The organism is Nocardia sp. NPDC052112 (genome assembly GCF_040680135.1).
GTDB lineage: Bacteria > Actinomycetota > Actinomycetes > Mycobacteriales > Mycobacteriaceae > Nocardia.
Genome location: NZ_JBFAWD010000012.1, coordinates 173,459 through 193,397, shown reverse-complemented (window position 1 = coordinate 193,397; position 19,939 = coordinate 173,459). Strand labels below are relative to the sequence as shown.

Sequence of the window (19,939 nt, the reverse complement as noted above, 5' to 3'; positions counted from 1 at the left end):
TGCACAGACATCCCGCTTTCCAGCCATCCCCTGATGGGATGAATTCGTATAGGCTCCGATTCGATCGGAAGTGAGCAGGGCCATGGCTGGTGAGACGGGGGAGCGATGACGCGGCGCGGGTGGGTGCTGTTCCTGGCGATGGGCGTCATCTGGGGTGTGCCCTACGCGATGATCCGGATCGCGGTCGAGGATTTCGATCCGATCGTGGTGGCATTCGGCCGGACCTTCCTCGGCGCGCTGATCCTGCTGCCGATCGCGCTCTACACCAAAACCCTCACACCGGTGTTCCGGCGGTGGCGTCCGCTGCTGCTGTACACCCTGGTCGAAATCACCGGGCCATGGTTTCTGATCGGGTACGCGGAGACCACGTTGAACAGTTCGACCGTCGGGCTGCTGATCGCCGCGGTTCCGCTGGTCGGAATGGTGATCCTGTCCAGACCCGTGCAGGGCATCGGCGCGAAGCTGTGGCCCGAGCACTCATTCGCCCACGATCGCTTCGATGCGCGCCGCACCATCGGCCTGATCATCGGATTCGCGGGTGTGGCGGCGCTGGTCGGCTTCGATATCGATCTGACCCAGCCCGCCGCCATCGGTGCCATCGGGCTGACGACCATCGGTTATGCCATCGGTCCGGTCATCATCAATCGCGCACTCGCCGATCTGCCGCCACTCGGTGTGGTCACCGGATCACTGATTCTCGCGGCGGTGATCTACACCCCCTTCGCCGTACTGCGTCGGCCCGCGCATTTCACCGCCGCGGCGTCGTGGTCGGTGCTCGGGCTGGCCGCAATCTGTACGGCCGCGGCATTCTTGGTCTTCTTCGCGCTGATCAGCGAGGTCGGCCCGGCCCGTGCCACGGTCATCACGTATATCAATCCGGCGGTGGCCATCCTGCTCGGCGTATCCCTACTGGACGAGCCACTGACCATCGGTATGGGTATCGGCTTCCCGCTGGTCATACTCGGCTCGATCCTCGGCACCGCCCGCGCCCGCGCCGCGGAGGAGCCGGTCGCGACGCCGGTCACCCCCGTCAACCGAATCTGAAGCGCGCTCAGTAGGCGGCCGCGGTAGGTCAGACCGGCACCGCCGATAATCTTCGACAGTCGGTGCCCGCGCTCGCCGCCATCGCGACCGCGACGGAAACCCTCCTGGCCATGGGCTTGATCCTCGGCATCGCGGCGAAACTCACCGCACGCGGCGCCACCGCGGTCTTGGTCGCCTTCGCGGTGGCCATGTGGACGTCGGTGGGGTTCGGCGAAATGTGTTCCTACGGTGTCCTTGTCGTGGCGGGCGGCGCCGCGCTGCTCGGCACCTGCGATACCGCCCTGCACCTCGACAAACTGTTGCGCCGCACGCCGTCGCGACGACTCGCAATCGAATCGGGCGTCGCCGAGTGAGTCGACACGTGGGTGCATGATGTCGTGGTGACAGCGAACAGTCGAACCGTTCCCGCAGATGTGGCGCGCACCCGCGCCGCCTACGACGAGAACGCCATCCGCTACGCGGAATTCGCCGAAGGCCATCTCGCGGCGCAGCCATTCGACCGTGCCATGCTCGGCACCTTCGCGGAACTGGTGCGGGCCGACGGCCGCGTGGCCGACCTCGGATGCGGTGAAGGCCGAATGACCGCCCACCTGTCCGGGCTCGGCCTCGATATCTTCGGGATCGACCTGTCACCGCGACTGCTCGAATTGGCGCGGGCGCAATATCCGGCACTCGATTTCGGCGAGGGTTCACTCGAACAGCTCGATATCGGCGACGCCGCCCTCGCGGGAATTCTGGTGTGGTACTCGACCATCCATCTGCCGCCCGAACGAATGCCGGCGGTGTTGGCGGAGTTTCATCGGGTACTCGAATCCGGAGGGCACGCGCTGCTCGCGTTCCAGGCCACCACTGCCCGGGAGGTGGAACCGTTCGACCACAAGGTGATTACCGCCTATCGATGGTCACCGGATCGGCTCGCCACGCTGGCCGAACAGGCCGGTTTCACGCCGCTCGCCCGGATGGTCCGAGAACCGGATCCCGGCGAGCGGGGTCGCCAGGCCTACTTGCTGCTGGTCAAGGATCGCTGATTCGGCAAACGCCGATCCGCACCTTTCAGTAAGGTTGGGGACAGCGCACAGGGGACATGGCTGTGCGGACCCTCACCGACATCGTGGTCGATTTCCTTTCACCGAAAACCTCAGCACCACATCGTCGTCAGGGGGCGACAGACCATGGAGCTCATTTCTCCGATCGATGCCGTATTTCTGCTCGCCGAATCCCGCGAGCACCCAATGCATGTCGGATCGCTACAACTATTCGAGGCACCGGAGGATGCCGGATCCGATTTCGCTCGGTTGACCCATGCGAAATTGTTGGCGAACAACGAATTTCACCCCACCTTCCGCAAGCGTCCGGCCACCTGGCTCGGCGCCCCACAACTGGCGTGGACCGAGGCCGAGGACGTCGAACTCGCCTATCACCTACGCCGATCGGCGCTGCCGAGTCCAGGCGGCTTCGAGCAACTGCTCGCACTGGCCTCCGACCTGCACAGCGCACTACTCGACCGGCACCGCCCGCTCTGGGAGATCCATGTCGTGGAGGGGCTGAACGATGGCCGCTTCGCGCTGTACTCGAAGATGCATCACGCGCTGATCGATGGCGTCACCGCACAGCGAGTGCTGCAACGGACGCTCACGAACGATCCCACGGCGAACGAAACGCGGGTGCCGTGGAATCTGCCCAGATCCAAGCGCAGGACCGAACCGTCCGGCTCGCTGCTCGGTGGGCTCGCGCGAAATCTCTTGTCGGCTGCCAATTCCGGGCCCGCTGTGCTGCGGGTAGCCAGGGCCGCACTGGTGCAGCAACAGTTGACCATGCCCTTCGAAGCGCCGCGTTCGATGTTCAATGTGCCGATCGGCGGCGCCCGGCGGTGTGCGGTCCGTTCTTGGCCGCTGGAGCGGGTCAAGCAGGTCAAGAAGGCGACCGGCACGACCGTCAACGATGTGGTGCTGACCATGTCGGCCGGTGCGTTGCGCTCGTATCTGATCGAGCAGAATGCGCTACCCGATAAGCCGTTGATCGCCATGGTCCCGGTCTCGCTGCGGACCGATGAGGAGGATGCCGAGGTCAGTGGCGTCAAGGTCGGCGCGATCCTGTGCAATCTCGGCACCGATATCGCCGATCCGATCGAACGGCTACGCGTGGTGAGCGAATCGATGCGCCGCAGTAAAGAGGTCTACAACTCGCTCTCGCCCGTCCAGACCATGGCGCTATCCGGCTTGATGCTCAGCCCGCTGGCCCTGACCCTGCTGCCCGGCATGCTGTCGTTCACGAATCCGCCGTTCAATATCGTCATCTCGAATGTCCCCGGCCCGAGGGAACCGCAGTACTGGAACGGCGCCCGCCTGGACGCCTCCTATCCGATGTCGATTCCCTTCGACGGTCAGGCCGTCAACATCACCCTCACTACCAATGTCGACAGCCTGGACTTCGGACTGGTCGGCTGCCGCCGCAGCGTGCCGCGACTGCACAGCCTGCTCGACCACCTGGAGAATTCGCTGGCCGAACTGGAGCAGTCCGCCACCTGACTCTCGAATAGCCCGGTCGATACGCTGAGGCGATCGACTGGCGACGGGCGGGCGACGATGGCTCTTTACGACCACACGGGTCAGACGTACGCCCGGACCAGGCAACCGGATCCACGCATCGCCGCGGTCATCGATGACGCGGTGCGCGGTATGGACTCCGTTGCCAATATCGGCGCGGGCAGCGGATCCTACGAGCCGTCCGCCACCGTGATCGCGGTCGAGCCGAGCGCGGTGATGATCACGCAACGCCCGCCCGGCGCCGCACCCGCAGTACAGGCCGTCGCCGAACAGCTACCGATCCACACCGACGCCGTCGATGCCGCCCTTGCCATCCTGACCGTGCACCACTGGACCGACCTCGACCGCGGCATCGCCGAACTGAAACGGATCGCCCGCCGTCGCATCGTCATCCTCACCTGGGATCACACCGTATACCGTGAATTCTGGCTGGTCGATGACTATCTGCCCGCCGCGGCCGATACCGATGCGAGCCTGGCCGTCGCGCTCCCGCGTCTGGCCGCACTGCTCGGCGATGCATCGATCACGCCGATCCCGGTCCCGCACGATTGCGCAGACGGGTTCGGTGGCGCGTACTGGCGGCGACCCGAGGCGTATCTGGATGAAACCGTGCGTGCGGGGATGTCGATGCTGGCGATGACACCGGCGGCGCTGCTCCAGGACGGACTGAACCGACTCCGGGACGATCTGGCGACCGGCGCGTGGGCCGGGCGACATGGCGAGCTGCTCGACAAATCCCACCTCGACCTGGGGTACCGGCTCGTCAGCGTCGAACTCTGATCTGGGCGTCGGGAACAGCTATCCCCAGAAAACTAGAACGTGTTACATTCGAGGTCAGGTACCCGCGCCTGCTGACGAAGCTACCGCCGCCTCATGGCGATATCTGCGGCGGACGGCCGAATCGGCAGCGCGGGCCGGTGACCAAATATGCAACCCGTTCCAGCACTCGTCAGCCGTTGCGATCCGGCTGCTGAGCAAGTAGGGAGACCAGCACGCCATGCGTACCGAAATCTGCGACCGGCTGGGGATCGAATTCCCCATCTTCGCCTTTACCCATTGCCGCGATGTGGCGGCCGCGGTCAGCAATGCCGGTGGACTCGGCGTGCTCGGTGCGGTCGGCTTCACCGCCGAGGAGTTGGAGGTCGAGCTGGCCTGGCTCGACGACCATGTGCACGGTGTGTACGGCGTCGACCTCGTCATCCCGTCGAAGTACGAGGGCAAGGGGATCGATGATCTCACCCCCGAACAGCTGGAAGCCAAACTGGCGGAACTGGTTCCGCAGGGGCACCGGGACTTCGCGGAGAGGCTGCTCAACGACCACAATGTCCCGCATCTGCCCGACGGTGAGCACCACAACCAACTGCTCGGCTGGACCGCCACCACCGTCGCACCGCAGATCGAGGTGATCCTGCGCCATCCGAAGGCCAAGCTGGTCGCCAATGCCCTCGGCACCCCGCCGCCGGATGTGATCGAGCAGATCCAGGGCTCGGGACGGCTCATCGGCGCGCTGTGCGGTTCGGTGAAACATGCGCTCAACCACAAGCGCGCCGGTCTGGATTTCGTTGTCTGCCAGGGCACCGAGGGCGGCGGGCACTGCGGTGAGATCTCCTCGATGGTGCTGTGGCCGCAGGTGGTCGACGCCATCGGCGATATGCCGCTGCTGGCCGCCGGCGGTATCGGCAATGGTCGGCAGATCGCCGCGGCCATGGCAATGGGCGCGGCGGGCGCGTGGACCGGCTCGCTGTGGCTGACCGTCGAGGAGGCGAACGTGCCGCCCGCGCAGATGCAGACCTATATCGAAGCCTCCAGCCACGACACGGTGCGCTCGCGGTCCTGGACCGGCAAGCCGTGCCGCATGCTGAAGAACGACTGGACCGAGGCCTGGGAGGCGCCCGAGAATCCGGATCCGCTGCCTATGCCACTGCAGATGATGGTGGCCCTGGACGGCGTCAAGCGTGGGCACCGCTATCCGGAGGCGGCCAAGGATGTGAACTTCAATCCGGTCGGTCAGGTCGTCGGCATGATGAACAAGGTGGAGCGCTCCGCCGATGTGATCGCCCGGCTGATCAATGAGTACGTGGAGGCGTGCGACCGCCTGAACAAGCTCAATAGCGCGCTGTAGCAACATCATCGATGCCGCCCCGCGAATCGTCGGGGCGGCGTCGTCGGCCTCCCGTGGCTGGGTAGCCGTCCAGGAGCGCACGCGGTATACAGATGATTCGCACTGTTACGGTGCGAGCGCTCGCGTCAGTCTTGGGAGGTCGGCATGTATCCCTGCACCAACCCTCGGTGCGGAAGTCGCGGACATAATGAACCGGAGTGTCCGAATCTGATGCATGCCGATCAGCCGCAACGGCGAAATCTGGTGGTGCTGGCGGTACTTGCCGTCACGATCGTCAGCTCGCTCGTGCTCGCCGCGTTCGCCGCGGCACCGCATTGATATCGATCCCGGCTAGGAAGTCACCGAGAAGTCGTAGCGCACACCGGTCAGCCGCTCGCTGAGCTGCCAGAGTCTGCGCGCGGTCGAGCGGCGGTAGGCAAGTGGATTGCGCAGCGCTCGCCGCGGATATCCGGCGACTTCGAAACCCGGTCCCACATAAGAGTTTCCGCGCACATCGGGCACGGTGGCGGCATACAGTTGCGGCAGTGCGCCCATGTGATCGGACTGGGCCAGCGCGAACAGAATCGCCTGCGGAATTGCCGCCAACACACCACTCACCCCCTTCTCGCCGTTGCGGTCATAGAGGTGGGTCGCGGCCACACCGGGATGCGCGGCAACCGCGCGTAGGTGCGACCCGGCCGCGCGAGCCCGACGCTCCAGTTCGGCGGTGAACAGCAGATTCGCCAGTTTGGACTGGCTGTAGGCGAGCCAGCGCAGATAGAGCCGCTGCCAATTCGGGTCGAACCAATTGATCACGCCGACCCATGCGGCCACCGACGATACGGTCACCACCCGCGGGTGTTCGGTGCGCAGGAGTGCGGGCAGTACCGCACCGGTAAATGCAAAGTGCCCGAGGTGATTCGTGCCGAATTGGGTGTCGAACCCGTCGGCCGTGCGCGAGCGCGGTACCGCCATCACACCCGCGTTATTGATCAGCAGATCGATCCGGCCGACGGTGTCGTCGATCTGTTCGGCGGCTCGCCGGACCGAGGCGAGATCGGCCAGATCCAGCTGCAGCACTTCGGGTTTCGGCCCCGTGGCCACCAGGGTGACCACATCCAGTGCCGTCGCCGCCTTCTGCGGATTGCGGCAGGCCAGTAGCACGTGCGCGCCTTTGCTCGCCAGCGCCTCGGCGGTGCGCAGGCCCAGACCACTATTAGCGCCGGTGACCACGACAGTCTTGCCGGACTGATCCGCGATATCCGCAATAGTCCAGCGGCGCGGCAGGATTGGTACCGATATCACAAAGAACTCCTGGTGAAGCGCGCCCACCGAGCTGTTCGGCGGGGTATTGCTGTCTCAGGCGGCGCGTCGACCCGGTGATCTTGCTCGATGGCCGCAAAGCTGCACTCTCCGAGCGAGTTGAGGGATATCCGCCCAACAATGACTCAGACAGTAGATTTCCAGGGATCGAGGACGATCATGCGGTCGCCGCGCGCTCCGCATCCTCGTCGGCCTCGGTCCCGACATCGAGCAATTCCTCGAACCGGACGATCACCTTGTCGTGATACAGCCCGAACAGATCCTCGAACAGCGCGAGCTGCGCATCGGACGGGCCGGAACCGGAGTCCCACACCGCGACCAGCGCACGCCATACCAATACATGTAGATCGGCCGCGCCCGCGAAGAAGGCCTCGACGGCCTCGGGCACCTCGAGCACCATCTCGCCGATGGAGTTCATGATCGCGCGCTGCATGCTCAGGCCCAGTGCGGTGAGCAGTCGGCGGACCAAGCCGACCTCGATGGCGAGGATCTGCCGGAAGTCGGGAACATCCTGTCGGGCAAGCGATTCCAGTTCATCGATCGCGGCCTTGAGTTCGGCCGAATCGATCTCCTGTTCGCTGCTGGTATACGCGAGCAGCGCCTCCATCACGATGCCGCGCTCCACCTCGACAATGTCGTGGAACATCTCGATGGCCACATCCGGCATCGGAATCGAGAAACGGAAGAGATGCCGATACACATCGATGCCGCCCGCCTCACGGACATCGCGGATCGTGAACCCCTTGCCGCGTCGTGCCTCGACGAATCCGTACGATTCCAGCCGGCCGAGGGTCAACTGCGCGGTCGCACGGTTCATATCGAACTCCTCCGCGACCTGACGGACCGACGGCATCAAATCCCCCGGCTGATATTCCCCTGCGGCAACCCGGCGTGCCAGCTCATCGGCAACGTCGGCGACTACCGTTCGGGATCCCATCGAGATGCCACCTTTCGACTCGGTGCTTATACGTCCCAGACAGTCTATGCCGTCCTGTGCGAGACTGCACCTGTGTAACACTGGTCAGCGCGCAGTGTAGAGGTGAGTCATGACAATTCAGCGTGGCGAGGGTCGATCGGCCGAGAGTTCGACGACCGGACGCACGCGCCGGTTCGCGGTGAGGTCCAACGGTAAACCCCCAGTTCGCACGGCGGTTCGCAATGCGAAATTGGCAGCGCTGCCGGTCGCCTTCGCGGGCCGTCAGGCCGCGGGTATCGGTAAGCGCGCACTGGGCCGACCGGCCGCCGAGGTCGATCGCGAAATCCAGATGCGCACCGCACAGCACATCTTCGAGGTGCTCGGCGAGCTGAAGGGCTGCGCCGCCAAACTCGGTCAGCTGCTTGCCATTTACGAACTCGCACTGCCGCCGGATCTCGCCGAGCCCTACAGAATCGCGCTGAGCCGACTCCAGGATTCCGCACCCGCCATGCTGCCGCGTTCGGTGCACGCCGCGATGGCCGCCAGCATGGGTGCGAATTGGCGTTGGTATTTCCGGGAGTTCGACGATCGGCGCGCGGCCGCGGCCTCGCTCGGCCAGGTACACCGCGCCGTGTGGCGCGACGGTACGCCCGTCGCGGTGAAGGTGATGTATCCCGGCGGTAAGCAGGCGGTCGCGAACGAGCTGAATCAGCTACGCCGGATCTCCATGCTGGCAACGGTTTTCGTGCCCGGTGCCGATGTCAAGGGCTTGACCGAGGCGATCTGCGCCAGTGTGCTCGACGAACTCGACTACGCGGCCGAGGCGGAATATCAACGGGTCTTCGCGGCGGCCTACGCCGACGACCCGGATTTCCGCATTCCGCGGGTGATCGAACAGCGCGGCGATGTGCTCGTCACCGAATGGCTGGACGGTACGCCGCTGCCGCGCGTCATCGCCGACGGCACCCGCGCCGAACGGGATCGGGTCGGCATGCAGCTCGTTCGGTTCATGGCATCGAGTTGGATTCGCAGCGGTCTGCTCTACGGCGATCCGCATCCAGGCAATTTCCGGGTGCTGCCGGACGGGCGACTCGGCATCGTCGACTTCGGGGCCTGCGCACCGTGGCCGACCGAGGGTTTCGAGGAATTCGCCTTCGACTACTGCGATGCGCTGTTCAACGGCGGGCCCGCGGAACTGGAGGCGGCGGCACGGCGGCACGGCTTCTGCGAACCAGGCCGGGTACTCGATGCCGAGGATCTGTTCCATGTGGTCGCACCGTGCATCGAACCCTTCAAACATGCGAATTACCGGTTCACCATGCGCTGGCTGCGCAAACAGGTACTGCGGGTGACGAATCCGCGACTGTCGAACGCCCTGCGCCAGGGCACCATGCCCCCGCGCTTCACCCCGTTCGCGCGGTCGATGCTGACGCTGATCGGCGCGATCGGTCAGTTGGAGACCGAGGGATCGTTCCGCGACGAGGTCGGGCGCTGGCATCCGACGCTACACGAGTTGGTCACCCGGCCCGTCGACGCGAGCGCGATGCCGGTCGAGCTGGCGGTGGCTCGGCGCAAGCGGACCGAATCGGCTGCGCGCCGCATGTCCGTCGGCTGAGCACAACTACGCTGACCTGCCCGGACGCCACGGAAGCACGACCCGAGACATCGCGTCTCAGACAGCATCGTCGGCGCCGGGCGCCGCACGTTGGCTCGATCGGCACCTCGGCAGTGTGCACCCGGCCGGAATGATCAGCGCGCCAACCACTCTCGCCAATGCGGACGGATGAGCGCGGCCAACTCGTCGTAACCGGCCGCGCCGGGATGTGCGCCGTCACCCGCGCGCACCTCACCCATCCATACCGCGCTGTCGCGCAGCGGTTGATGGACGCGCACATACGGAATCGCCGCTGTGGCACAGATGTCGGCGAAATGTCCGTCGAGTCCAGCAGTCCTGGCATTCTGCTCGGCATCATCGATGGGCGGCGGCGCGACGACCAGGATTGGAACTCCACGCTCGCTGGACTGTGCGAGCAGTTCGGAAAGGTTGGCCGCCGATTGCTGGGCTGCCACTCGGGGCCGTCCGTCGATCAGCGTGGTGTCGTTGACGCCGAACGAGACGACCAGGCGCGCATCGGAGCCGTTCGGAAAGCGGGGCGCGCATTCGGCCTGCCAGCGTCCGAGGATCTCGGTCGAGGTCTGCATCCGCACACCCAGGTTGTATGCGGTGAGCGGCTGCCCGATCGCGTAGCTCCCGGCGGCCAGGCGGCCCACCCAGCCGAGGCACTGGGGGTCGCCGACACCCGCGACGAAGGAATCGCCGATGAAGCACACACGAAGGTCATTCCACACTCGGTGATCTTCGCAATCGGCCACCAGATCCCGGCCACCGCGGGTCGCGATATGCCGTTAGGATCGCCGTGGTTGTTCGGGAGGGATTTGACGTTGACAGGGGTAGCCGAGTCCGCGGGGCCGCCGTGGTTCACCGATTTGTTCGCGCATCGACGCTGGATTCGCCGGGTCGATCCGTTTCCGCATATCTATGCCAGGGATGTGTTCGTGCCCGAGTTCTACGGGCGGCTGGCCGACGAGCTGGCGCGGGCGCGCCGGGAGCGGCCCGAGGCATTCGAATCGGCGGCGGATTACGGTGCGGTCAGGGCATCGCTTGCGGGGCTGCGGGATGGGCCGTTGGCGCTGTTCCTCTCGCGGGAATGGCATGACCTGATCGCCCGGGTCTCGGGGGTGGCTACCACGGGTGATATCGAGGGGGCGGTGCTCCACCATCCGCCGGGGAGCCCGTTTGGATCGCCGCACAATGGTTTGCATCCCGCCCGGTTCGAGGGTTCGCCGGGCGAGGTCGGGACCGTGGATCCGAAGACCGGGCCACGGACGCCGGAGTTCTTCGCGCGCGAGACGGTGCGCGCGGTCGCGGTGCTGTTCTATTTCGGCAATCCGGACTGGCGGCCGGGCGATGGTGGCGAGACCGCCCTGTACGCGCATCTGGGTGCGAATCCGGTTCCCGCGGTGCTGGTGCCACCCTTCGACAATTCGCTGCTGGTGTTCGAGTGCACCCCGCGCTCCTGGCATACCTTCGTCGGCAATAACGCCGCCGCGCGCAATAGCGTAGTGATGTGGCTGCACCGGCCGAAGGAAGATGTGGTGCGACGCTGGGGAGGAGACAGCATTGCACAGTGGCACTGAACGCCGGGTATGTCTGTTGACCGGGGCCGGTGGCGCACTGGGTGACACCTTCTGCCGCGGCCTGTACACCGACTACGACATCATCGCGGTCTGCCGCAATCGCACCCCGGCCGCGCCGTCCCAGCTCGAATGGTTCGTCGACCCCTTCGAACCGGAAAAGCCGGTGCCGGAGAATGCTTCACGGATATTCGTGATCAAGGCCGATCTGACGGTGGCGGGTGCGGTCGAGCGCGTCGTCGATATCGCACTCGCCCGGTTCGGACATATCGATCTGCTGGTCAACAATGCCGCGCACAGCAGATTTCAGCCCCGCGGCATTGTCGACGGCGACGCCGCGCTCGACGAATTCGATCCCCATTTCGCGCTGAATGTCGGCGTGCCGCTGCGGTTGTCGACGCGTCTGGCGCAGCGGAGCTGGGTGCATACCGGGGACGAGAACCGGGCCCGCAATCGCAATGTCGTGAATGTCTCCAGCCTTTCGGGATCGCGGGTGGACCCCGGCGGACAGGCGCTCTACGCGGCATCCAAGGCGGCGCTCAACCACCTGACCCGGCATATCGCGGCCGAATTCGATGAGTTCGGAGTGCGCGCGAATGCGATCGCACCCAATGGTTTTCCCGCATCGGTGGTCACCGAACAGGTGGTGCGGGCCATTGTCGAACTCGATCGCGGCGAGATGAGCGGCGAAATCTTCACCGTCGCGGTGGCGGAGGAAGGTGGGCGTCACGCACTCGGTGCGGACGCCCACTGACCTATTCCGCCGAACCCGTCGTTCCGGTGATCTCTTCGGACATCGTCCAAAGCCGTTGCGCGAGTTCGGCGTCCACCGCCTGCCTGTTCCGCGGCGGCTCCACCTTGAATCGGTGGAAGTACTTGCCGTTGATCTCGTCCGATGTTGTCGCCAAGTGCACCAACGGATCCGCGCCCTTATCAGCCCTGATGAAGAAGGGCCGCGACAGCGGCGAGCGGATGAATGCGCCGAGCCCGAGCGGGGCATTGTCGTAGACATGGGTGGCGACCACGCCCGGATGGAATGCGGCGGTGACCAGCCCGGTGCCCTCGGCGCGGCGGGCCAGTTCCCTGGTGAAGATGATATTGGCGAGTTTGGAGGTGCTGTAGGCGCCGAGCTGATTGAACGAGCCGGTCGATGCGTTGACGGTGTCGAGGTCCAGTTTCGCCATCCGATAGGTCGTGCTCGCGGTATTGACCACCCTGGCCTGCGACTGCACCAGCCGATCCAGCAGCAGGGCGGTCAGCAGGAACGGTGACAGGTGATTGACCTGGAAGGTCAGCTCATTGCCGTCATCGGTGACGGTGCGTTTCGCCCACGCGCCACCGGCGTTATTGGCGAGCACATCGATGCGCGGATAGCGGTCGAGGAGCTGATCGGCAAGTTTGCGCACCTCGTCGAAGCGAGCGAAATCGGCGATGAACGGCTCCGCGCCGACCCGCGCCGCCACCTCGGCGGTGCGCTCCGGCGAGCGCCCGACCACCGCGACAGTCGCACCGCGCGCCACCAGCTTCGCCGCGGCCTCGGCGCCGATGCCGGAACTGGCGCCGGTCACCACCACCGTCTTCCCGGATAGATCCTGTGCTGCCATGTCCTGCCTTCCGAGCCGTTGGCTGATTCGTCCTGATCCTCATCGGCTTACCCAGATTCGGCAAGGCCGTCTACTGACCGGTAAGTCGGCACCATCGGGCTGCTGTGTATCGTGCTGCCAACGCAACAGTTGATCTAGTAAGAACATGGGTAACTCCCCGGGAACCCCCAGAACTCAGCTACTCACCGACTGTCGGCCCGCGACGAAACTCTCGCGGCACCCAACGGCCGGCCGAAGGTTCGGGGAGGCGGATGAGCACATGGGTAACTCGCCGGGGACGCCCAGAACTCAGCCATCCCGAGAACCGCCGGCCCGCAACGGTAGGTTATGGCCAACCCACGACCGGCAAAAGGCCCGGGGAGGCGGAGGAGCCCGGGGAGGCGGAGGAGCGATGCGAGTCGATGGGCGGGATATCCCGGTTACCGGGAGCCTGCTGCAACCGCTGATCCGGCGGACCAGTGACATCATCCGTGTCGTACTCGCGGCACTATGGGTCGGCGTGGTCGTCGCCGCCTCGCTGATCACCCGGCCGGAGTGGCTGGCGCTGGAGCGTTCGGTCTCGAATATCGTCGGGTTCCTCAATCCGGACCAGTCCAATCTGGTGTACCTGGTCTACGGGATGGCGATTCTGGCCCTGCCGTTCGCGATCCTCATCGAATTGATCATCAGCAGGCAGTGGAAGCTGCTCGCGGGCTATGCGGCCGCGGGATTGGTGGCGGGCCTGCTGCTATCGATCACCGGGACGGGATTGTCCGCGCCGCAGTGGCATCTGCAGGTGCCGGATCGGCTCGATACCTTCCTGTCGCAATTCCTGGACGATCCGCGCTGGATCGCCATGCTCGCCGCGGTGCTGACCGTATCCAGTCCGTGGCTGCCGACTCGGCCGCGGCGCTGGCTGTGGTTCCTGCTGCTGGCATTCGCACCGATCCACTTGGTAGTCAGCACCGTGGTGCCCGCACGGGCCATGTTCGGGCTCGCGGTCGGCTGGTTGGTCGGCGCGGTGATCGTGCTCGTCGTCGGCACACCGGCACTGGAGGTGCCGCTGGATGCGGCGGTGCGGGTGCTGGCCAGGCGCGGACATACCGTCACCGCATTCACCGTCTTGCATCCTGCCGGCCGCGGTCCGCTGGTGCTCGCCGCGGCCATCGATGGTCCCGAGCGCGAGTTGATTGTCGAGCTGTTCGGTAAGAATCAGCGCAGTTTCGGTGCGCTGCGCCAGCTGTGGCGCTGGCTCACCTTCCGCACCAGCGAAACCGCGGCACTGCACGGATCCATGCACCGTGCCGTCGAACACCGCGCGCTGCTGGCCATCGCCGTCGGCGAATTGGGCCTGGCCGCCGTACAACAGGTCGCCGTCGCGGCACTCGAGCGGGGCTGGATGCTGTACGCGCACACCATGCCTCGCGGTAAGCCGCTCGACGAAACCTCCGACGATGAGCTCGCCGGCGTGTGGAAATCGCTGGCCGCCCTGCACTGCGCCCAGATCTCGCACGGCGATCTGCGGCCCGCCGAGATCCGAATCGAGAACGGCGCCACGCTGTTCAACGGTTTCGTCAATGCGGAATTCGGCGCGTCCGATAAGCAGCGACAGTCCGATGTCGCGCAGTTGCTGGTCTCGACCACGGCGATATTCGGCAGGGAAGCCGCGGTGCGCACCGCCATCGATACGCTCGGCGAGCAGACGGTGCTGACCGCGGCGAGTCGACTCACCAAGTCCGCCATGCCCGCCGGAATCAAGAAGTCGATTCCGGACTGGGGCGAGGTGGTCGCTGCGGCACGCGACGAAGTGCGCAAACAGACCGGGCAGGACAAGATCGAGGCCGAGCAGATCACCCGGTTCAGCCGCAACCAGATCATCCAACTGGTGCTGCTGATCGGGCTGGTCTATGTCGCCTATCCGTTCATCAGCGCAGTGCCGACCTTCTTCTCACAGCTGCGGACCGCCAACTGGTGGTGGGCGCTGCTCGGATTGGCGGTCTCGGCGCTGACGTATGTGGGTGCGGCGGCCGCGCTGTGGGCCTGCGCGTCGCGCCTGGTCAGCTTCCGCAATCTGGTGATCATGCAGATCGCCAATACCTTTGCCGCCACCACTACCCCGGCACGGGTCGGCGGGCTGGCCTTGAGCGTGCGCTTCCTGCAGAAGGGCGGACTCGGCGCGGTGCGTGCCACCGCCGCCGTCACCTTGCAGCAGGCCGTGCAGGTGATCACCCACATCAGTCTGTTGATCCTGTTCAGCGTGGCGGCGGGTACCTCGGCGAATCTGTCGCATTTGGTACCCGACGCCACCGTGCTCTATCTGGCCGCGGGTGTGGGGGTCGGCATTATCGGCACCTTCATGTTCGTGCCGAAACTGCGTCGCTGGCTGAGCAATTCGGTGCGTCCGCAGTTGCAGGAAGTGCTCGGCGAACTCGGCGATCTGGCTCGGGATCCGAAGCGCTTCTCGGTGATCGTGCTCGGCTGTGGTGCCATCACGATCGGCCAGGCGCTCGCGCTGTGGGCCAGTGTCGAGGCGTTCGGTGGCGGCGCGTCTTTCATCACCGTCACCATCGTCACCATGATCGGCGGCACCCTGGCCTCGGCCGCGCCGACACCCGGTGGCGTCGGCGCCGTCGAGGCCGCACTGATCGGTGGTCTCGGCGCCTTCGGCCTGCCCGCGACCATTGCCGTACCTGCGGTGCTGCTCTACCGCGTGCTCACCTGCTGGCTGCCGGTTTTCTGCGGCTGGTTCACCATGCGCTGGATGACATCGAAGGACATGATCTGAATCAGGCGTCCTTGGTAGCCACCAGTACGCCGGTCGTCGGGGGGATCGTGGTGAAGTCGACCGTTCCGAATCCGGCGGCCCGCAACGCTTCTCGATAGCGGCGAATGTCGATGACCGCCAGTGGGTCCGCATGGTGTCCCGGCGCGTGCGGGTCGTCGGTGCGGCGCGCGGCGAATCGGGACATGAGCCGAACCGCCGCTGGCAGCACCTTTCCGGTCGGGTGGGTGTCGGCGAGCAGCAGTCGGCCGCCGGGACGCAGCACCCGGAACATCTGTCCCAGTGCCGCCGTACGTTGTGCCTCCGGAATGTGATGCATGACGAAGGTCGAGGTGACCACATCGACCGAGGCATCGGGCAAAGTCAGCGACTGGGCGGCGCCGCCTTCGAAACGACAGTTGGGGGTGGCGCGGCTATTCGCGTAATCGATCATCTCCGGGGACGGGTCGATACCGATCACTCGACCGGACGGTCCGACCCGATCGCCGAGTGCCCGGACGAGTTGGCCGGGACCGCAGCCGATGTCGACGGCATGATCACCCGCGGCGACACCGCTCAGCTCGACGAGTCGAGCGTTCAGACTCCCGACCCGGCCGAGCAGGAAGGCCGATTTCACGGCGAGGTAGCCGCGCGGTTTGGTGATGAGAATGCCGACCTCGGAGTTTCGGTCGGCATGTACTTTATTGGACGGTTGTACGTTTCCGGTCATGAGTTCATAATCGGACCAGATAACCGGATCGACCAGAAGCAAAAGTGCGGATATCGTGCCGTTCTGAACGGATTCGCACAATCTGTACGGAAACGCAGTATTCGCGTTCGGAGGATGCCGATGACCAGCACCGATCGCCGGGTGCGTCGCACCAAGAGCCTGCTGCACCGCGCGCTGATCGAGCTGATGATCGAATGCGGCTATGACCGGATCACATTGCAGGACATTCTGAATCGCGCCGACGTCGGACGTTCCACCTTCTACGCGCACTTCCGCGACAAGGACGATCTGCTGTTGGTCAGCAGCACCGAGTACCTGCGCGCGGCGGTCGCGGATGCCGGATCGGCCGTGCATGATCCGGGCGCGCCGCACCATTCGGAACCGCTCGCGCCGCTGTACACGCTGTTCCGGCTGGCAGCGGCGAATCCTGAGGTCTATCGGGCGCTGCTGGGTCGCCGGGCGACCGGAGTGCTGCTGCGCTCGACGCGGCGCATGGTGGAAGAAATCCTCACCGAACAGCTTTCGGGTCGACTCGAGATGGACGACGACGAATTCGCGGTGACGATGACCTTCCTGTCCTGGGGCGTCGTCGGCCTGCTCGGCTCGATCGCGGATGCGGAACCACCGCTGCCCGCGGCCGAAACCTACCGTCGCCTTGAAGATCTGATCGGCCCCGGCCTGACGAGCCGGGTATCGCACACCGGACGGATCAGCCACGCAGGCGGCTGATCGTCATACCGAGGTGCCGATCAGCTCCGGCGCTCGAGCGGCGCCGCCGATGTCTTCGATTCCGGCGAACTCAGGACGAATAGTCCTTGCGCAGCTGCACTTTCACGACCTTGCCGCTGGCATTGCGCGGCAGCTCGGCCACGATCACCAGATCCTTGGGATGCTTGTAGCGGGCCAGGTTCTCGTTGAGGAACGGCGCCAGCTCGTCGAGGGTCAGTTCGGCATCCGGATCGGTAAGGGCGACAACGGCGACCGGCACTTCACCCCACTTCTCGTGCGCCCGCCCGACCACCGCGGCCTCGCGGATCTTCGGATGTGCGAAAAGCACATTCTCCACCTCCGCGCAGTAGATGTTCTCGCCGCCGGAGATGATCATGTCCTTCTTGCGGTCGACCACCCACAGGAAGCCCTCCTCGTCCGCGCGGACCAGGTCACCGGAGTGGAACCAGCCACCGGCGAAGGCTTCGGCGGTCGCCTCCGGCTTATTCCAGTAGCCCTGCATGAGAGTCGGTCCGCGATAGACGATTTCGCCGATCGCACCGGGCGCGACATTGTTCATCTCATCGTCGACGACGCGGGCCTGGATGGTCGGAATGGGCTTGCCGACCGAACCGAGCTTGCGGATCGCGTCCTTCCCCTCGAGCACACAGGTGATGGGCGACATCTCGGTCTGGCCGAAGACCGCGACATTGACCGCGTCCGGGAAGCAGTCGGCCATGGCCCGCAGCACGGTATCCGAGGCCGGAGCCGCACCCCAGCTGAGCACCTTCAGCGCGAGCTTGCGTTGCTTGACGCTCGGCTCCTCGCAGATCAGCTGCCACTGCGCGGGCACACAGAAGGCGGTGGTGGCCTGCTCGCGTTCGACGGCGTCGAGGAATTCGGTGGGATCGAACGCACCGAGCGGATGCAGCACGGTCTTGGCGCCGAGCACGAAATACGGTGCGAGACTGCCGAGTCCGGCGATATGGAACAGCGGTGAGGTGCAGAAGCCGACCGAATCGGTACCGATCTCCGTGGCCCGAATGCAGGTCAGCGCTTGGGCATTCATATTCGCGTGGGAGAGCACCGCGCCCTTCGGACTGCCGGTGGTGCCCGAGGTGTACATGATCAGCGCGGGGGTGTCCTCGGGAAGGTCGAGCGGCGTATGTGGTTCGCCGTCCTCGGCAAGCACATCGTCGTAGCCGAGCACCGAATCGGTGGTCTGGCCGCCGATCACGATGCAGGTCGCCAGCTCGGGCGCCTGGCCCTGCACGGCGGTGGCCAACGGCTGCAGCATCGTGTCGGTGACGATCGCCTTGGCGCCGCAATCGCTGACGATATAGGCGACCTCGGGCGGGGTGAGCCGGAAGTTCACCGGGACCGCGATGGCGCCGAGTGCGTTGATGCCGAAGACGGCCTCGAGGTATTCGGGATAGTTCAGCGCCAGGATCAGCACCCGGTCGCCGAAGCCGATGCCGCGGCGGGCGAGCGCGTCGGCGAACTTCAGCGAGCGCTCGTGCAACTGCCGCCAGGTGGTGTCCACACCACGGAACCGCACGGCGACCGCGTCCGGGCGCATCTGCGCATGCGATGCGATCTGGTTGTTCCAGTGGTTGCGCCGCGACCTGATCGGCTCGTCGAGCGCCTGTGCACCGGTGGTCATGCCACTCCTCTCGGACCGCCAACCACGCGCCGGTGGGTCCGACAGCGCCGGTGGGCTGAACTGAGAGCAGAATAACAACTAACTTATTGTCGCGGCAACACACCAAGATATGAACCGCTGTTAATCGTCTCAACGCGGATACCTCAGGCCGAAAATCGCATCTAGCTGCATATATACCAGCCATCATCAGCACCTTCTCGAGATTCAGTACACGTTCAGAGGGGCATACGATGCGAATCCCGGCTTACTTATGAGTTGAACAGCGGATGATTCCCATGTCACCATCACTGCGTATGGGCGCCACTGGCACGCCCCGCAACGCATAGGAGAAGGCGCAATGCTGCGTACCAGGTTCACCGAGATATTCGGCGTCGAACACCCGATCGTGCAGGGCGGCATGATGCATGTCGGCCGCGCCGGTCTCGTCGCGGCCGTCGCCAACGCCGGCGGGCTCGGCTTCATCACCGCACTCACCCAGCCCACCCCTGACGACCTGCGCAAGGAGATCGAACGGACCCGGGAGTTGACCGATAAACCGTTCGGCGTGAACGTCACGATCCTGCCGTCGATCAATCCGCCGCCATATGCGGAATATGTGCAGGCGATCATCGACAGCGGTATCGAGATCGTCGAGACCGCGGGCAGCAATCCGGAGCCCTTCCTGCCGTACTACCGAGCGGCCGGTATCAAGGTGCTGCACAAGTGCACCAGCGTGCGGCATGCGTTGAAAGCGCAGAAGATCGGGGTCGACGGTGTCAGCATCGATGGTTTCGAATGTGCCGGACATCCGGGCGAAGACGATATCCCCGGGCTGATCCTGATCCCGGCCGCCGCACGAGTGCTCGACATTCCGATGATCGCCTCCGGCGGTATCGCCGATGCCAGCGGTCTGGTCGCCGCGCTCGCTCTCGGTGCCGACGGCGTCAATATGGGCACCCGCTTCCTGTGCACCCAGGAGTCGGCGATCGACCAGAAGGTCAAGGAGAAGATCGTCGCCAACTCCGAACTCGACACCCAGCTGATCTTCCGGACCATGCGCAATACCGCGCGCGTAGCGGACAACGAGATCAGCCGCAAGGTCGTCGAAATCGAAAAGGCCGGTGGCACTTTCGACGATGTCCGCGATCTGGTCGCGGGTGCGCGCGGACGACGCGTCTTCGACGAGGGCGACCTCGATGCGGGCATCTGGTCCGCGGGCCTGGCCCAGGGCCTCATCCATGACATCCCGTCCTGCGCCGAACTGATCGGCCGAATGGTCGCCGAGGCGGAGGAACTGATCACCGCGCGGCTCGCGGAGAAGGTGGTCGCCTGAGCGCGGCCACCCGTTACGAGCCCCCGGGCCGCCCCGGGGGCTCGTCTCGTACTCGGA

The 19,939-nt window shown here is 65.3% G+C and carries 18 protein-coding genes; 12 read left to right on the top strand and 6 right to left on the bottom strand.

What is annotated here, in order from left to right; genetic code table 11:
- Positions 1 to 105 precede the first annotated feature (105 nt).
- The 6 genes from AB0L58_RS24140 (at position 106) to AB0L58_RS24115 (ending at position 5,712) form a co-directional block, all read left to right on the top strand.
- Positions 106 to 1,044 (top strand): DMT family transporter, encoded by a 939-nt coding sequence (locus AB0L58_RS24140; RefSeq protein ID WP_364389850.1) that lies wholly within the window; start codon positions 106 to 108, stop codon positions 1,042 to 1,044.
- A gap of 62 nt (positions 1,045 to 1,106) precedes the next feature.
- Entirely contained in the window at positions 1,107 to 1,397 is a 291-nt protein-coding gene (locus AB0L58_RS24135) for a hypothetical protein (protein ID WP_364389848.1), read from the top strand.
- A 27-nt stretch (positions 1,398 to 1,424) separates the two neighbouring features.
- Positions 1,425 to 2,072 carry a class I SAM-dependent methyltransferase gene (locus AB0L58_RS24130; RefSeq protein WP_364389847.1) on the top strand — a complete coding sequence of 216 codons (648 nt, stop codon included), beginning with the start codon at positions 1,425 to 1,427 and terminating at the stop codon, positions 2,070 to 2,072.
- A gap of 144 nt (positions 2,073 to 2,216) precedes the next feature.
- Positions 2,217 to 3,572 carry a wax ester/triacylglycerol synthase family O-acyltransferase gene (locus tag AB0L58_RS24125; RefSeq protein WP_364389846.1) on the top strand — a complete coding sequence of 452 codons (1,356 nt, stop codon included), beginning with the start codon at positions 2,217 to 2,219 and terminating at the stop codon, positions 3,570 to 3,572.
- Between the two features lie 57 nt (positions 3,573 to 3,629).
- Positions 3,630 to 4,370: a methyltransferase domain-containing protein gene (locus AB0L58_RS24120; RefSeq protein ID WP_364389845.1), complete on the top strand. Its 741-nt coding sequence runs from the start codon at positions 3,630 to 3,632 to the stop codon at positions 4,368 to 4,370.
- A gap of 217 nt (positions 4,371 to 4,587) precedes the next feature.
- Positions 4,588 to 5,712: a nitronate monooxygenase family protein gene (locus tag AB0L58_RS24115; protein WP_364389844.1), complete on the top strand. Its 1,125-nt coding sequence runs from the start codon at positions 4,588 to 4,590 to the stop codon at positions 5,710 to 5,712.
- 330 nt (positions 5,713 to 6,042) lie between these two features.
- Here the strand turns inward: AB0L58_RS24115 and AB0L58_RS24110 are convergent, their stop codons facing one another.
- Together AB0L58_RS24110 and AB0L58_RS24105 are read right to left on the bottom strand one after the other, a co-directional pair.
- Positions 6,043 to 6,996, bottom strand: a complete 954-nt coding sequence (locus AB0L58_RS24110; RefSeq protein ID WP_364389843.1) for an oxidoreductase — start codon at positions 6,994 to 6,996, stop codon at positions 6,043 to 6,045.
- A gap of 175 nt (positions 6,997 to 7,171) precedes the next feature.
- Positions 7,172 to 7,951: a GntR family transcriptional regulator gene (locus AB0L58_RS24105; protein ID WP_364389842.1), complete on the bottom strand. Its 780-nt coding sequence runs from the start codon at positions 7,949 to 7,951 to the stop codon at positions 7,172 to 7,174.
- A gap of 109 nt (positions 7,952 to 8,060) precedes the next feature.
- Between AB0L58_RS24105 and AB0L58_RS24100 the strand changes: the two genes are divergently transcribed.
- Positions 8,061 to 9,545 (top strand): AarF/ABC1/UbiB kinase family protein, encoded by a 1,485-nt coding sequence (locus tag AB0L58_RS24100; RefSeq protein ID WP_364389841.1) that lies wholly within the window; start codon positions 8,061 to 8,063, stop codon positions 9,543 to 9,545.
- Positions 9,546 to 9,679: 134 nt separating this feature from the next.
- Here the strand turns inward: AB0L58_RS24100 and AB0L58_RS24095 are convergent, their stop codons facing one another.
- Positions 9,680 to 10,279, bottom strand: a complete 600-nt coding sequence (locus AB0L58_RS24095) for a GDSL-type esterase/lipase family protein (protein ID WP_364389840.1) — start codon at positions 10,277 to 10,279, stop codon at positions 9,680 to 9,682.
- 93 nt (positions 10,280 to 10,372) lie between these two features.
- Between AB0L58_RS24095 and AB0L58_RS24090 the strand changes: the two genes are divergently transcribed.
- Entirely contained in the window at positions 10,373 to 11,128 is a 756-nt protein-coding gene (locus AB0L58_RS24090; protein ID WP_364389839.1) for a 2OG-Fe(II) oxygenase family protein, read from the top strand.
- Entirely contained in the window at positions 11,112 to 11,879 is a 768-nt protein-coding gene (locus AB0L58_RS24085; RefSeq protein WP_364389838.1) for an SDR family oxidoreductase, read from the top strand. The genes AB0L58_RS24090 and AB0L58_RS24085 overlap by 17 nt, the downstream gene beginning before the upstream one ends.
- 1 nt (position 11,880) lies before the next feature.
- Here the strand turns inward: AB0L58_RS24085 and AB0L58_RS24080 are convergent, their stop codons facing one another.
- Positions 11,881 to 12,729 (bottom strand): SDR family NAD(P)-dependent oxidoreductase, encoded by an 849-nt coding sequence (locus tag AB0L58_RS24080; protein WP_364389837.1) that lies wholly within the window; start codon positions 12,727 to 12,729, stop codon positions 11,881 to 11,883.
- A 391-nt stretch (positions 12,730 to 13,120) separates the two neighbouring features.
- Here AB0L58_RS24080 and AB0L58_RS24075 point away from each other — a divergent pair, with 391 nt between their 5' ends.
- On the top strand, positions 13,121 to 15,493 hold the full coding sequence (locus tag AB0L58_RS24075) for a lysylphosphatidylglycerol synthase transmembrane domain-containing protein (RefSeq protein ID WP_364389836.1): 2,373 nt from the start codon (positions 13,121 to 13,123) through the stop codon (positions 15,491 to 15,493).
- A gap of 1 nt (position 15,494) precedes the next feature.
- On the opposite strand, the gene AB0L58_RS24070 is transcribed toward AB0L58_RS24075, so the two are convergent.
- Positions 15,495 to 16,199, bottom strand: coding sequence for a methyltransferase domain-containing protein (locus AB0L58_RS24070; protein WP_364389835.1), 705 nt, complete (start codon positions 16,197 to 16,199; stop codon positions 15,495 to 15,497).
- Between the two features lie 120 nt (positions 16,200 to 16,319).
- Here AB0L58_RS24070 and AB0L58_RS24065 point away from each other — a divergent pair, with 120 nt between their 5' ends.
- On the top strand, positions 16,320 to 16,928 hold the full coding sequence (locus tag AB0L58_RS24065; RefSeq protein WP_364389834.1) for a TetR/AcrR family transcriptional regulator: 609 nt from the start codon (positions 16,320 to 16,322) through the stop codon (positions 16,926 to 16,928).
- Positions 16,929 to 16,998: 70 nt separating this feature from the next.
- Here AB0L58_RS24065 and fadD5 read toward each other — a convergent pair whose 3' ends face one another.
- Positions 16,999 to 18,570, bottom strand: coding sequence for a fatty-acid--CoA ligase FadD5 (fadD5, locus tag AB0L58_RS24060; protein ID WP_364389832.1), 1,572 nt, complete (start codon positions 18,568 to 18,570; stop codon positions 16,999 to 17,001).
- Positions 18,571 to 18,907: 337 nt separating this feature from the next.
- Here fadD5 and AB0L58_RS24055 point away from each other — a divergent pair, with 337 nt between their 5' ends.
- A complete protein-coding gene (locus AB0L58_RS24055) occupies positions 18,908 to 19,882 on the top strand; it encodes a nitronate monooxygenase (protein WP_364389831.1) in 975 nt (324 codons plus the stop codon).
- Positions 19,883 to 19,939 lie beyond the last annotated feature (57 nt).